Origin of the sequence: Streptomyces stelliscabiei, assembly GCF_014873495.1 — a bacterium.
Lineage (GTDB): Bacteria > Actinomycetota > Actinomycetes > Streptomycetales > Streptomycetaceae > Streptomyces > Streptomyces bottropensis.
Window position 1 is genome coordinate 3,424,163 of the sequence record NZ_JADBGF010000001.1, and the last position, 13,864, is coordinate 3,438,026.

At 74.7% G+C, this 13,864-nt stretch carries 11 protein-coding genes; 10 read left to right on the forward strand and 1 reads right to left on the reverse strand.

Annotated elements, in window-relative coordinates; genetic code table 11:
- Nucleotides 1–19: 19 nt before the first annotated feature.
- The 10 genes from H4687_RS14970 to H4687_RS15015 all read left to right on the forward strand — a co-directional run bounded on the left by H4687_RS14970 (nt 20) and on the right by H4687_RS15015 (nt 11,457).
- Complete coding sequence (locus H4687_RS14970; protein WP_225967508.1) at nt 20–700, forward strand: class I SAM-dependent methyltransferase; 681 nt, start codon at nt 20–22, stop codon at nt 698–700.
- Entirely contained in the window at nt 697–5,121 is a 4,425-nt protein-coding gene (locus H4687_RS14975; protein WP_046915607.1) for an alpha-(1->3)-arabinofuranosyltransferase, read from the forward strand. Before H4687_RS14970 ends, H4687_RS14975 begins: the two co-directional genes overlap by 4 nt.
- Nucleotides 5,118–6,566 carry a condensation protein gene (locus H4687_RS14980; protein ID WP_192781672.1) on the forward strand — a complete coding sequence of 483 codons (1,449 nt, stop codon included), beginning with the start codon at nt 5,118–5,120 and terminating at the stop codon, nt 6,564–6,566. Before H4687_RS14975 ends, H4687_RS14980 begins: the two co-directional genes overlap by 4 nt.
- Nucleotides 6,563–7,324: a class I SAM-dependent methyltransferase gene (locus tag H4687_RS14985; RefSeq protein WP_046920029.1), complete on the forward strand. Its 762-nt coding sequence runs from the start codon at nt 6,563–6,565 to the stop codon at nt 7,322–7,324. Before H4687_RS14980 ends, H4687_RS14985 begins: the two co-directional genes overlap by 4 nt.
- Before the next feature lie 3 nt (nt 7,325–7,327).
- Nucleotides 7,328–8,377: a hypothetical protein gene (locus H4687_RS14990; RefSeq protein ID WP_225966701.1), complete on the forward strand. Its 1,050-nt coding sequence runs from the start codon at nt 7,328–7,330 to the stop codon at nt 8,375–8,377.
- Nucleotides 8,271–8,516, forward strand: a complete 246-nt coding sequence (locus tag H4687_RS14995) for a Trm112 family protein (RefSeq protein ID WP_225967509.1) — start codon at nt 8,271–8,273, stop codon at nt 8,514–8,516. Before H4687_RS14990 ends, H4687_RS14995 begins: the two co-directional genes overlap by 107 nt.
- Nucleotides 8,513–9,361: an FkbM family methyltransferase gene (locus H4687_RS15000; RefSeq protein ID WP_046920144.1), complete on the forward strand. Its 849-nt coding sequence runs from the start codon at nt 8,513–8,515 to the stop codon at nt 9,359–9,361. Before H4687_RS14995 ends, H4687_RS15000 begins: the two co-directional genes overlap by 4 nt.
- Nucleotides 9,321–9,944, forward strand: coding sequence for a hypothetical protein (locus H4687_RS15005; protein ID WP_046920146.1), 624 nt, complete (start codon nt 9,321–9,323; stop codon nt 9,942–9,944). Before H4687_RS15000 ends, H4687_RS15005 begins: the two co-directional genes overlap by 41 nt.
- A 188-nt stretch (nt 9,945–10,132) precedes the next feature.
- The gene (locus H4687_RS15010) at nt 10,133–11,053 is read left to right on the forward strand and encodes an MEDS domain-containing protein (protein WP_046920143.1); all 921 of its coding nucleotides are present in this window, start codon (nt 10,133–10,135) and stop codon (nt 11,051–11,053) included.
- On the forward strand, nt 11,050–11,457 hold the full coding sequence (locus H4687_RS15015) for an ATP-binding protein (RefSeq protein WP_046920142.1): 408 nt from the start codon (nt 11,050–11,052) through the stop codon (nt 11,455–11,457). Before H4687_RS15010 ends, H4687_RS15015 begins: the two co-directional genes overlap by 4 nt.
- On the opposite strand, the gene H4687_RS15020 is transcribed toward H4687_RS15015, so the two are convergent.
- Nucleotides 11,435–13,828 carry an ATP-binding protein gene (locus H4687_RS15020; RefSeq protein WP_046920141.1) on the reverse strand — a complete coding sequence of 798 codons (2,394 nt, stop codon included), beginning with the start codon at nt 13,826–13,828 and terminating at the stop codon, nt 11,435–11,437. The two genes, H4687_RS15015 and H4687_RS15020, sit on opposite strands and share 23 nt — an antisense overlap.
- Nucleotides 13,829–13,864 lie beyond the last annotated feature (36 nt).

A 13,864-nucleotide genomic window follows, 5' to 3' on the forward strand; every position in this document is an offset into this window, starting at 1 on the left:
GTCCCTCTTCCGGGCGTTCATGCGGGAGCAGGACGACCCGGAGTACTGCTACACGCTGCTCGCGCGTGACGCCGTCGACCAGGTCGAGGCGTACGGCGGCCGGCCCGTGGACGGGCTGACCGTCGTCGATGTCGGCGGTGGCAGCGGGTACTTCACCGAGGAGTTCCGGCGCCGGGGTGCCCAGGCGTACCTCTTCGAGCCGGACCTACGGGAGTTGGGGACCAAGCCGCCGGACGGGTCCGTCGTCGCCGACGGGTATCTCCTCCCCCTGGCCGACGGGGTCGCGGACGTCACCTTCACCTCCAACGTGCTGGAGCACGTGGCCGATCCGCCGACCTTCCTCAGCGAACTCGCGCGGGTCACCCGGCCCGGCGGGCTGATCTACGTGTCGTTCACGAACTGGCTGTCCCCCTGGGGCGGGCACGAGTGGGCACCCTGGCACTACCTGGGGGCCGACCGGGCGCGGGCCCGCTATCGGCGCCGTACGGGCAAGGACGCCAAGCACACCCTCGGCGAGAACCTCTTCGCCGTGCACATCGGACGCACTCTGCGGCAGGTGCGCGGCCGGGACGACGTGACGGTCGTGTCGGCGCGCTCCCGCTACTGGCCGTTTCTCGCGGAGACCGTCGTGAAGGCGCCGGGACTGCGTGAGTTCGCCACCTGGAACCTCCTCCTCATCCTCCGGCGGTGTCCACCATGACGAGCACGGTCCAGGCTCCACCCCCCGCGCCGGTACGGCCCGCGGGCACGACCGAGGGACCTCCCGAGGGCCCTCGGTCGCGGCGCTGGCTGCTGGGATTCTGGGCCGTGGTGTTCGTCCTGCTGGTCGCCGCCCAACCGGGCAGGCAGACCTTCGACACCAAGCTCGGCGTCACCACCGACCCCTGGCAGTTCGTCTCCGACCTCGGTCAGCTGTGGCACGACCGGGGCGGGTTCGGCGGCATCCAGGACCAGTACGTCGGATACCTGTGGCCGATGCTGCCGTACTACGGGCTGACCGATCTGGTCGGGCTGCCGGTGTGGCTGGCGGAGCGGCTGTGGCTGTCGCTGATCGTGTCGGTGGCCTTCTGGGGCGCGCTGCGGCTGGCGGAGCGGCTGGGCGTGGGAAGTTCGGCGTCGAGGCTGCTCGCCGCCTCGGCCTACGCGCTGTGGCCCGTGTTCACCACCGTCGTCGGGTCGACCTCGGCCGCCGCGCTGCCGGGGGCGTTCCTGCCGTGGGTGCTGCTGCCGCTGACGAACGAGCGGTACAGCGCGCGGGTGGCCGCCCTGCGTTCGGCGCTCGTCATCCCGTTCATGGGCGGGGTCAACGCCTCCGCGACCCTGGCCTCGCTGCTGCCCGTCGGGCTGTATCTGCTCACCCGCAGGCCGGGACCCCGGCAGCGCGGGCTGATCGCCTGGTGGGTGCCGGGGGTGCTCCTGGCGACCGCGTGGTGGGTGGTCCCGCTGCTGCTGCTCGGCTTCTACGGCGAGAACTTCCTTCCCTACGTGGAGAGTTCGCAGACGACGACGGCCACGATGTCCGCCACCGAGGCACTGCGCGGCGCCGGGAACTGGGTGGGCTATCTGAACTTCGGTGAGCCCTGGCTGCCGGCCGGCTGGTCCGTCGCCGCGTCCGTGGTCGTCATCCTGGCGTCGACGGTGGCCGCGGGGCTGGGCCTGGCCGGGCTGGCCCGGCGGGACATGCCCGAGCGCCGGTGGCTGGTGCTGACCGTGCTGGTGGTCGCGCTGTTCACCCTGGCCGGGTACGGCGGCGCGTTCGGGGCGCCCTTCCACGGGGTGGTCCAGGACTGGCTGAACGGGGGCCTCGTGCCCTTCCGGAACATCTACAAGTTCCAGACGGGGCTGGCACTCGCGCTCGTCCTCGGGCTGGCGCACCTGGTGGGCGTGGCCGCTTCGGCGCAGGGGGCCCGGCGGGTGCGGGGGCGGCGGTTCGCGCCGCTGGTCGCGGCCGTCCTGGTCGTACCGGGGCTGCTGTGGCCGTACCTCAACGGATCGGTGCTGCAGCCGGGTTCGTTCCAGGAGCTGCCCAAGTACTGGCAGGCGACGGCGAACTGGCTGGAGAAGTACTCCCCGGACTCCCGCGCACTGGTCGTACCGGCCACCGCGCACGGCATCTACACCTGGGGCACCACCGTCGACCAGCCCCTCGACGTCCTCGCCGACTCCCGCTGGGCACAGCGCGACTACGTCCCCTTCGGCACCCCCGGCAACCGGCGCGCGATGGACGCCGTCGAGCAGGCACTGCTGACCGGGGGCGAAGTCCCCGGTCTGGGCGACTACTTGAGCCGTGCGGGCCTGTACTACGTCGTCGTACGCAACGATCTGGACCCCGACCAGATCGGCGCGGTGCCGACGGCGACCGTGAAGCGGACCCTGGAGCAGTCCGGGTACGAGCGGGTGACCGGGCTCGGGCCGGTGATGACCGGCGGACGGATCGCCGAGGGCACCCCGATGCAGGTCGAGGGCCTGTACGCGCGACAGCGGGCCGTGGAGATCTACCGCCCGGCCGAGGACGTGCCGCGCCCCGGCCAGGCCGGGCTGAAGGCCATCGCCGACACGGCCGTCGTCTCCGGCGGCCCCGAGTCGCTGCTGCCGCTGGCCGCCGACCCGGAACTGCGCGACCGTGCCACCGTGCTGACCGGCGACAACCACCCCGGGCTCGGTACGCCGGCCGTGCAGGTGGTCGGTGACGGGCTGCGCCGCGCGGACACCCGCTTCGGCCTGGTCAACGCCAACACGTCGTACACGTACACGGCGAACGAGCGGAACCCGAGCGGGAGCGTGCAGGACCCCGGTGCGCGGCCGAAGCAGATCCTGCCGGTGTCGGGCCTCGACCACCAGACGGTGGCCGAGCTGCGGGGCGCCAAGTCGGTGACCGCGTCGACCAGCGGCAACTGGCTGTTCCATCTGCCGCAGTACGACCCGGTGAACGCCTTCGACGGCGACCGGGGCACCGCCTGGGCGGAGGGCGCGGCCGGTTCGGCGGACGGGCAGTGGCTGCGGATCGACTTCGACGGCAGCCAGGACCTCCCGGCGGCCTTCGAGGTCACACCGCTGCCGCAGGACGGGGTGCGGTCGGCGCCGACCCGGATCAAGGTGGAGACCGAGCGGGGCTCACGCTCCACGAACCTCCAGGCGGACGGATCCACCCAGAAGGTCGATGCCGCTCCCGGCGACACGAGTTGGCTGAAGATCACGATCCTCGACTCGGCGGAGCGGCACACCGGACTCGTCGGCGCCGGCTTCTCCGAGATCGACCTGCCCGGCGTCAGGGTCACCCGGATGCTGCGGCTGCCCACGGACGCCCAGGACCCCGACGGCACGGCCGCCTCCGCCGAGGTGGTCTCGCTGCGGCGGGCCGCCGACCCGACCGGCCTCTCCCCCACGGGCACGGAACCGGGGCTGCACCGCACCTTCGGCACCAGCACGGCGGGGACGTACGAGGTGAAGGCGACGGCCGTCCCCGTGCCGGGCGACGAACTCGACAAGCTGCTCTACAAGGCCGCCCCCGAGCAGCAGAGCCAGATCAAGGCGAGCGCGGAGTCCACGGCCTCCCTCGGGGCCGGGCTCTCGCCGCGCAACCTGACCGACGGCGACCTGACCACGGCGTGGATCGCGGGCGACGACCCCACGATCCACCTCGCCTGGGGCGACAAGTGGCCGGTCGGCTCGCTCGTCCTGGCCCCGGCGGGCGGCCTGTCGGCCCGGCCGACCCAGGTCGAGATCAGCTCCCCGGACGGTGCCGCCGTCGCCGGTGTCGACGAGAACGGCTGGGTCCGCTTCGACCCGATCACCACCGACCGGCTCGACATCACCGTCACCGAGACGGCCCCGCTGACCGTCCACAACCCCGTCGCCGACGACGACCTGCAGCTCCCGGTCGGCCTCACGGAGGCCTACGTCCCGGCCCTGGACCAGTTCCGCACCCCGCAGCCCGCCCCGACCCGTGAGTTCGAGCTGGGTTGCGGCGAGGGTCCGGCGGTCGAGGTCGACGGGACGCTGTACGAGACGAGCGCACGGGGGACGGTACGGGACCTGACGGAGCGACGGCCGGTCGACCTGACGCTCTGCCGGGACGGAAAGGCCCAGGGCGCGCTGGAACTCGGCGCGGACGACCGGCACACCTTCGAGTCCGAGGACACCGGCGCGCTGGCCGTCACCACCGTGACCCTCACCCGGGGCACGATCGCCGAACCCGCCGTCAGTGGACGGGAGTTGGACATCCGTGACTGGCTCGGCGACCGCCGCGAGGTCACCGTCGGCGACGGCGCGGCCTCCTACCTGACGACGTACGAGAACTTCAACGACGGCTGGAGGGCCACGCTGGGCGGCCGTGAGCTGACCCCCGTGCGGCTCGACGGGTGGCAGCAGGGCTGGCGCGTCCCCGGCGGCGCGGGCGGCACCGTCAGGCTGTCGTTCGAGCCGTCCGTGACGTACGAGGCCGGGCTGATCGGCGCCGGTGTGGGCCTCGCGGCCCTGATCGGGCTGGCCCTGTGGCGCCGCCAGGAGCCCAACCCGGACGCGCCCCAGCAGGCGCCACCGGGGCCCGGCCTCTGGCTCGGCACGGTCGCCCTCACCCTGGTCGGCATCGTCGTCGCGGGCTTCCTCGGCCTCCTCGTCCCGCTCCTGGCCCTGCTGGCCTGGAAGCGGCACACCCTGCTCGTCCCGATCGCCCTCCTCGCTCTGGTCGGCGCCGGTGTCGCCGCCGCGTTCGGAGCGGGTGAGCCGGTCGCGGCGGGCGAGGGAGCGTTCGGTCACCTCGCCCAACTCCTCGCGCTGACCGGCCTGTTCGCGGCGCTGGTGAGCGTGGGGACCGGGGTGGAGGCCGGACCCGGACGGCCCGGCACGACACGGCGGTTCGCGGTACCGCCGGGGGCACAGGCGCCGACGGAGCCGTTGCCGCAGCGCAGGCGGGTGGACCGGACGCTGAACGGCGGGCCGGGAGGCGCGGGCGACGGGTCCGTGGCCGGTCCGACGGTCTCGGCGCGCGGGCCGGGCTCCCCGCAGGGCGACCCGGACACCCCGACCCGGCGGATCGCGTTCACCAAGCCGAAGCCCCGGGCGCCGGAGGACGGCGGCCCCGCGGGAGGCGGCGGTACCGGTAAGGGGGAGCCCGGATGACGACGCTGGACCACCCCGCGCGGGACGACGCCGCCCCCGGCCCCGTGCGCATCCCCTTCCCGGTGGTCGACGAGGTGTCCCGGCACTGCGCCCAGGAGGAGGAACCCGAGACCGTCCACATCGAGGTCCACCTTCCCGGCCGGCTCGACCCCGACCGACTGCGCACGGCCTTCGTCACCGCCCTGCGGGCCCACCCCCGCATCCTCATGCGGGAGGCGCCGGGGCGCTGGTACAGGCGCCGCTACGAGTGGGAGCTGACCGCGGGGCCGGACGTCGAAGTGGTGGCCTTCCCGCCGGCCGGCCCGCACGCGCTGCGGGACGCGCGGACCAGGGCCCTGGTCGAGGCGCCCCCGCTGACGCTGTCGCCGCCGATCCGCCTGGAGGTGGTGGAGGGAGCGGGCCCCGCGGTGGGAAGCGAGGCGACCGACGCCGTCGGCCTCACCGCGGGCGGTCGGGCCGGCGGGGCGACGGCGCCGCGGCCCGCCGAGCGGCGGAACCCTCCTCCGGCCTCCCCCGGCCCCGGACGCCCGAAGGGCACGGTCCTCTTCCTCACCGTCAACCACACCGCACTCGACGGCCCGGCCTGCCTCCGCATCCTCGCCACCGCCGCCCAGCTCTATGGCGGCGAGGACAACGCCCCCACGGCCCCGCCCGTCCGCCCCACCCCCGCCCCCGCCGAACCGGCCCCGCCCGAGGCGGACACCCCCTCCCCCTGGGCCCGGCCCGCCCGCGTCGCGGCCGGCAGCCCCGAACCCTCGCCCGGCAACGGCCTGCTCGTCACCGAACTGCCCGTGCCCCGCCGCCCCAAGGGCGCCCCCTACACCGTGAACGACCAGCTCATGGTCACCACCGCCCTGACGCTCGCCCACTGGAACCGGGAACACGGCGCCCACCCCCGCCCCCTGCGCATCACCATGCCCGTGGACGACCGGCCGAGGGACACGGACATGGCGATCGGCAACGGCACCCGTCTGGTCGAAGTCGCCTTCCACCCCGCCGAGTTGCGCACCGATCACACCCCGCTGCCCGCGCTCCTGCGCCGCACGGCCGAACGCACCCGCGCCCTGAAGTCGCTCCCCCGGCCCCAACTCGGCCACGGAGCCTCCCTGTTGACGGCTCCGGTGGTCCCCGTCTCCTGGCGGGCGGCCGTCACCCGGGGCCTGCGCAGAGCCGCGGCCCCCTGGACGTCGACCACCCTGCTCAGCAACATCGGCCGCATCCCCTACGCGCTGGACTTCGGTGAGGAGGCCGGACGCGCCCACGCCGTGTGGTTCTCGGCCCCGGCCCGCATGCCGCGCGGCCTCACCGTCACGACCGCCTCCACGGCGGGCCGCCTGCACGTGGCCCTGCGCTGGTCCCGCGCCCTGCTCAGCCACGGTGACGGAGCCCACCTCCGGGACCTCTTCGAGCACTATCTGCACACGACGGAAGAGGAGACCCGTTGACGCCGGCCACCTCGCCCACCCCCACGTCGACCGAGCCGCCCGCGCGGGGCCTGCGGGACTTCTACGAGGACCCCTCCGTCCCCGTCGCCTCCGGCACCCCCCGCAGCCTCGCCCAGGCCCGCATGCTGGCCGCCGCCCTCGGCCCGGCGGCCACGACGGGCCCCCGTACCGTCCTCGACATCGGCTGTGGCGACGGCACCGCCGCCGCCACAGCCGCCCCCCTCCTCGCCGGCCACCGCGTCATCGGCGTCGACTGGTCCCAGGACGCCCTCAGGCGGGCCCGCACCCGCATCCCGTACGCGATCCGCGGCGAACTCACCGACGGCGGGCTGCCGTTGCGGGCGGAGTCCGCCGACGCCGTCCTGTTCAGCGAGGTCATCGAGCACCTGGTCGACCCGGACGCGGCCCTCGACGAGATCCGCCGCGTCCTGCGCCCCGGCGGCCATCTGATGCTGTCGACCCCCAATCTCGCCGCCTGGTACAACCGCGCCCTGCTGTTGGCGGGCGTCCAGCCGGTGTTCTCGGAGGTGAGCCTGCGCGGCATCCACGGCCGCCCGGGGAAGGAGGTCGTGGGCCATCTGCGGCTCTACACCGCCCGCGCGCTGCGGGAGTTCGTGGCCGCGTCCGGCTTCGAGGTCGTCCGGCTGCGCGGGGCGCCCTTCCACGACGTACCGCGCCCGCTGCGGCCACTGGACCGCCTGGCCTGCGCCGCCCCCTCGGTGGCGTCGATCCTGCTGCTGCACGCCCGGAGGACGTAGGCGATGTGGTGGGGAGTGGCCGCGGCCCTGTTGGCGAACGCGCTGTACAGCACCGGGTTCGTCCTGGAGAAACGGGCGCTCACCGCCATGCCGCCGGTGTCGGTCCGCGCACCGGTGAAGCTGCTGCGGCAGGTCGTCGGCAGTCCGCTGTGGATCGCCGGCTCGCTGTCGCTGGCCGCCGGGTTCGCCGCCCAGCTCGCCGTGTACCGGACCCTGCCGATCGCCGCCGCCCAGGGCATCTTCGTGTCGGGGCTGGTCCTGCTGGTCCTGCTCTCGGCGCGGCTGCTCGGCGAGCGGACCACGGGCCGGGAGCGGTACGCCCTCGGCGCCATCCTCGCCGCGCTGCTGATGGTGGTGCTGTCGCTGGACGAGGGCTCCGACACGGTCGGCCGGGGGGCGCCGTACGCGCTGGTCCTGACGATCTGCCTGCCCGCCCTCGCGGCCGGGGTGGGGCTGTACCGGTCCGCCGAACGGCGCGCCCGGCACCGGCACCGGCTGCCCACCACGGGCGTCGAGTACGGCGTGGCCGTGGGCCTGCTGTACGGCGTCAGCTCGCTCGCGATCAAGGGCGTGTCGAGCCGTCTGACCACCGGCGGGGCCGGGGACGCGGTGGTCGGCCTGCTGCGCTCCCCGTACCCGTATCTCCTGCTCGTCACCGGCGCGTTCGGTCTGGTGATGTCGCAGGCGGCGCTGCAGCGCTGCCGGGCCTCGCTGATCGTGCCGGTCTGTACGACGGTGACCTCGCTGTTCACGGCGGTGCTCGGCACGCTGTCGTTCGGCGAGTCGCTGCCCGACGATCCACTGCGGCTGACCCTGCGCCTGTCCGGCACGGTGCTGGCGGTCGCCGTACTGCTGAGCATGCCCAAGCACGACACCCCGGCGCCCCCGGCGCCCCCACCCCCGGTACCGGCCAAGGAGCTGACCTCCCATGAACCCCGACGACCCGTTGCTCCGGATCCTGGCGTGCCCGCTGGACAAGGGGCCGCTGCACCTGGTGGTCCACGAGGAGGAGATGCGGCCCGGGACCACGACCGCCGAGGCCCCGGGGTCTGAGTCGCTCTACAACCCCCGGCTGCACCGCCGCTACCCGATCGTCGACGGCATTCCGCAGCTGCTTCCGTCGTCGGGCGAGCAGGTGACCGAGGACGAGCACGAGAAGCTCTCCGCACTGCTGAGGAGGACGGGCTCATGACCACACTCGCCGCACGGCTGGCGCCGCTCCTGCCGGACCGGCTGGTCGCCGCGACCGCACGGCTGCTCTACCCGCGCTTCGAACCGGAACTGTCCCGGCTCGACGAGCTGTGCCCGCCGGACTGCGGGACGGCGGTGGACGTCGGCGGCTGGTACGGCCCCTGGACCCACCGGCTGGCGGGACGGGCCGCGCGCGTGGTGACCGTGGAGCCCGCGCCCCGGCTGGCCCGGCTGCTCGCCGCGTCGGCCCCCGCCAACGTCCGCGTCGTCCAGGCCGCCGCCTCGGACGCCCCGGGCACGGCCCGCCTGTGGCTGCCGTCCGGCGACGACGGCGGCCGCGGGGTGTCCTCCCTGGTCCGCCGGGACATCCACGCCCGCGCGCTGGACGTCGACTGCGTCACCCTGGACGGGCTCGGCCTGACGGACGTCGGCTTCGTCAAGATCGACGTCGACGGCAACGAACTGGCCGTGCTGCGCGGCGCGTCGGACCTGCTGGCCCGGGACCGCCCCGCCCTCTTCGTCGAGCTGGAGGCCCGTATCCAGCCGATCGCGCCGGTCGTCGACCTCCTGACCGGCCTCGGCTACACCGGCTGGGTCCTGCCCGCCGGCACCTGGCTCCCCCTCGTCCCGGCCACCCTGGAGGCGCACCAGGCGCGCACGTCGCACCGGGCGTCCAAGGGGCTGCTCCGGCGTGTCCTGCCGTTCGCCGGGCGGTACGTCAACTCGGTGCTGTTCCTGCCGGACGGGCGCCGCCCGGGTGAGCGGGCCGGTGGCCGCCGGGCCGCGTCCGGTGCCGTACGCCACGATGGACCCCATGCCCTCCGCGAAGCGCCCCGGCCCCGATAGGCCCTCCGGTCCGTTCACCCCCCTGGACTTCCAGCTCGTGATGCTGCGCCGGATGGCCGACCACAATCCGGGACTCGTCGAGGACGCCCGCCGTGCGCTGGGCGTCTCCGTCGCGGACATGCGGGAGGCCAACCGGCGGTGGCAGGCGATGGTGCGCTCGCCCCGGTCGCGCGGCTCGGCGTCGCGGTACCGGTCGGTGCTGGGGGCGCCGGAGTCCGTCACGGTCCAGAAGATCGGCGACCTGGACTGCGAGGCCTGGCTGTGGCCGGTGCCGCTGTGGGCCGACCTCCGCTTCGAGGTGCTGCTCGCGCCGAACGGGGCGGTGTGGAACGAGTGGCTGGTGCGGGCCCCGGGAGTGGCGGGGCCCGCGTTGCGCGCGCTGGAGGATCTGGCGCCGTGGTCCTGCACGGTGGACGAGGTGGCGCGGGCCTTCGCGCCGGCGCGGCCGCTGGAGGGGACCGCGCCGACGCGGTGGGGGCTCAGGTTCTCCGCGCCCGATGCGGAGGGCGTGCGGCGGGAGTGTGTCGCGGAGTTCACGTGGGGGCTGTTGCAGCGGATCGCCACGGTGGACGCGCGGCCCTGACAGCGCCGGATCGCACCTGATCGCACCTCGTCAGTTCACGCACACCGCCGATCACCTTCTTCCCCAACCGCTCGCAAGAGCACCCCAAGCGGAAGATTGACGATCATCGAGCCGTGCGGGACACCGCTGGGCCTACTGTCCGTGAAGAGTTCCGATCTCACGTTGCGATCCCACGGAGAGGCAGCCCCATGACGACCCGGCACCCCGCGGAGCGAACCGTGCCCGTCGAACGGCTGCGACTGGGGGATCACGCGTGCATGGGGCCGGGGGACCTGGAGGACGCCGGGGAGTCCCCGTGGAAGGTGTTCACCGCCTACACCCGGACCAGTCTGGCGCGCGGGGAGAAGGTCCTGCTGGTCATGGACCCGGACGACCTGAGCGACGACGAGGTGGTCGCCCTGCTGGACCGGGGCAGCGGGCAGGTCGTGGCGGCGCGGGCCGGCGGTCAGCTGTCGCTCAGGCGCAACACCGAGATCTACGCCCCCGACGGCCGCTTCCGGGAGCGGCGCACGATCGACACCTACGCCTCCGAGGTCGACCGCGCCCGCGACGAGGGCTGGACGGGGCTGCGGGTCACCGCCGACATGAGCTGGGCGCCCCGGATGAACGTCGGCCACGACCGGCTGCTCGACTACGAGGCGTCCGTGGCGCCGCTGTTCGCGGATCCGCTGTTCACCGCGATCTGCTGGTACGACCGCCGGCGCTTCGACGACGACCTGACGGCCCGCGTCGGCAAGGTCCACCCGCTGCGGGTCACGGACCGCCTCGACGCCCTGGAGGTCACCGAGACCCCGGACGGCGGGCGGATCGCCGGCACCGCCGAGCTGAGCACCCGCACCGAGTTCGTCGAGGCCCTGCGCGAAGCGCTGGAACGCCGTGACGAGGCCGGCCCCAGCCACCTCGTCCTCGACCTGCGTGACCTGTGCTTCATGGAGGCCCACTGCGCCTGGCAGCTGATCAGCCTCGCCGCGTCGCTCCCGGCCGGCAGCGAGGTCACCGTGCGCTGCGGCGAGCTGCTGGGGCTGGTGCTGGAGCAGCTGGGCGCCGACGAGGTGCCCCAGCTGCTGGTCAGCGTCGAGGCGGAAGGGGACGGGGGAGACGCCGGGTGAGCGGGGCTGCGCTGCTGCGGACGGAGTTCGGCGCGGCCGATCTCCCGCTGCTGCGCTCGCTCGTCGAGGAGACCTGCGTCCGGGCCGGTCTCGCCGCCGCAGTCCGAGGGGTTCTCGTGCAGGCCGTGGCGGAGATCGCGACGGACGCCGTGGAGCACGGAAGCGGCGCCGGTCTCGTCGAACTCCGCGTGGACGAGGGCGAGTTGCGCTGCGAGGTGACGGGGTACGGGGCCGGCCCCGCGGCGGGGCGGCCCACGGGGCTCGGGCCGCGGCTCGCCGGGGCGCTGCTCGCGGGCGCGGTGCCGGGCACCGGTGCCCTCCGGGTGCGCGGCACCGAGCAGGGCACCCTCGTCACCCTGTCCGCGCCCCTGCCGGGCTCCGCTACAGCCCCGCCCGCGCGCTGAACCAGGCCGCGACCTGACTGCGGTTGTGGAAGCCGAGCTTCACGAGGATCCGTTCGACGTGGCCCTCGGCGGTGCGGCGGGCGATGACCAGGTGATCGGCGATCTGTCGGTTGGTACGGCCCTGGGCGACGAGGGCGGCGACCTGGAGTTCACGGGGGGTGAGGGGGACCGGGTCGGCGCTCACGTGATCGGCACCCGGTTCCGGGGCCGCGCCCGCGGGTCTCCCGGCCGGGGCGGCCCCCGCGCACCCGGTGGAGGCGGCCCGCGTCCGGGGAGCCGGGGCGGGACTCTCCGCCGCGCGCACGCCGGGCGCCTGACGCCGGGCCGGCTCGCCGAGAGCGTACGCCACCGCCTGCTCCGGGGTCAGGCGGCCGCCCCGGCGGTGGGCCAGGGTGTAGGCGTGGTCGCCGAGAGCGCGGCGGGCGTGCTGTTCGGCGGCGCGGGGGCGGCCGGGCCCCAGGGCGTCCATGGGGTTGCCGCCGATGTCGTGCCAGATGCGGTCGACGGCGCCGCGCAGGACGCCCGCCCGCTCGGTGTCGCCCGCGAGGGCCTCGGCGGCGGCGAGCAGGTCGAGGGTGCGGGCGAGGCTCTGGTGCTGGCGCACGGTGTACGGCAGCCGCAGACAGGCACGGGCCTGCTCGGCGGCCCGGTCGTACTGCCCGGCCGACCAGTGCGCGAGGGCGAGGGTGCGCAACGCCCAGGAGCGGGCCCACTGTTCGCCGTGCGCCTCGCAGAGGGCGACGGCCTCGGCGCACAGCGGGATGGCCTGCGCGGCGCGGCCCCGGCTGACGAGGGTGCAGGCCAGTTCGACGCGGGTGAGGACGACGAAGGCGGTGGAGGCGCGGGCCCGGCCCGGGGCGAGGGCACCGGCGGGCACGGGCGGGGGCGCGGGCATCGGGAGTTCCCCGTCGTCGGCGGCGGCCGCCGCCCGCACCGGGGCGAGGCCGGCCAGGACGGCGGCGGAACGGCTGTGGACCAGCGAGGTCAGGGCGCCCGCCCACATGGCGCGGGTCAGCGCCACGTCCGGCCGGGCCCCGGCCCGCAGGGCGCCGTCCATCCAGTGCCGGCCCTCGCCCCAGATGCCGCCCGCGACCCAGTGGAACCACAGGCGGGCGGCGAGCCGCAGGCCGTGCTGGGCCTCGCCCGGGGTGGTGAGGCAGAAGTCGAGGGCGGCCCGGTAGTTGTCCTGGTCGATGCGGAGGCGTTCGGTGATCTCCGCCTGGTCGGGGCCGAACCATGCCTGCTCGTACCCGGCGCCGAGACGGGCGAAGTGGTCGCGGTGGCGCCGCCGGGTGCCGGTCGCCTCACCGAGGCCGTGCAGCTTCTCCAGTCCGTAGTCGCGCAGGGAGACCAGCAGCCGGTAGCGAACCTGTCCGGCGTGGTCCTCCCGGACGAGCACCGACTTGTCGACGAGCCCGGCGACGGCGTCCAGGACGGCGCCCGCGGTCATCTCCTCCCCGGCGCAGACGGCCTCGGCGGCGGCGAGGTCGAAGCCGCCGACGAACACCGACAGCCGCGCCCACACCAACTGCTCCTGCGGGGTGCACAGTTCATGGCTCCAGTCGACGGCGGAGCGCAGGGTGCGGTGGCGGGGCGCGGAGGTCGGGCTGCCGCAGGTGAGGAGCTGGTAGCGGTCGTCGAGGCGTTCGACGAGCTGGTCCACGCCGAGGGCGCGCACCCGGACCGCCGCCAGTTCGATGGCGAGCGGCAGTCCGTCGAGGCGACGGCAGAGGCGGGCCACCGCCCGCTGGTTCGCCTCGCCGACGGTGAAGCCGGGGACCACGGCCGCGGCCCGGTCGGCGAACAGCCTGAGCGCGGGGAAGGAGTCGACCGCCGACGGGGTCAGCTCCTCCGGCTCGGGCGCGGGCAGCGGCGGCACCTCGAAGAGCTGTTCCCCGGCCAGACCGAGCCGGTGCCTGCTGGTGGCGAGGATCCGTACGCCCTCCGTGGCCGCCAGTACGGCCTGGGCGAGGACCGCGCAACTGCGCCGCAGATGCTCGCAGTTGTCGAGCACGATGAGGAGGCGCCGCTCGCGCAGGTGGTCGACGAGGATCTCCAGCGGGGGCCGTACGGTCTCGTTGCGCACGCCGAGCGCGTCGTTCACCGCGTGCGGGACGAACGCCTCGTCGCTCAGGGCGGCCAGGGGCACGAGCCAGACGCCGTCCGGGAAGGCCCGGGCGACCTGGCCCGCCACATGTCCGGCTAGCCGGGTCTTGCCCACCCCGCCGGGTCCGGTCAGGGTCAGCAGTCTGCCCGCCGCCAACAGCCTTCTGACATCGGCGGCCTCGTCCCGTCGCCCCACGAAGCTCGTCAGCTCCGCCGGGAAACCGGACGGGCGCCGCGACTCCGATCCGCCCACGATGCCGTTCACGCCCTCAGTTGTGGTTCCCGTACGCGCTGTTGTAAC

Bases quoted from the DNA above. Each gene is read 5' to 3' on its own strand.
- H4687_RS15000 (WP_046920144.1), top strand. From the start codon at position 8,513: ATGACCACACTCGCCGCACGGCTGGCGCCGCTCCTGCCGGACCGGCTG.
- H4687_RS14990 (WP_225966701.1), top strand. From the start codon at position 7,328: ATGTGGTGGGGAGTGGCCGCGGCCCTGTTGGCGAACGCGCTGTACAGC.
- H4687_RS14970 (WP_225967508.1), top strand. From the start codon at position 20: ATGCGGGAGCAGGACGACCCGGAGTACTGCTACACGCTGCTCGCGCGT.
- H4687_RS15010 (WP_046920143.1), top strand. From the start codon at position 10,133: ATGACGACCCGGCACCCCGCGGAGCGAACCGTGCCCGTCGAACGGCTG.
- H4687_RS14975 (WP_046915607.1), top strand. From the start codon at position 697: ATGACGAGCACGGTCCAGGCTCCACCCCCCGCGCCGGTACGGCCCGCG.
- H4687_RS15005 (WP_046920146.1), top strand. From the start codon at position 9,321: ATGGACCCCATGCCCTCCGCGAAGCGCCCCGGCCCCGATAGGCCCTCC.
- H4687_RS14980 (WP_192781672.1), top strand. From the start codon at position 5,118: ATGACGACGCTGGACCACCCCGCGCGGGACGACGCCGCCCCCGGCCCC.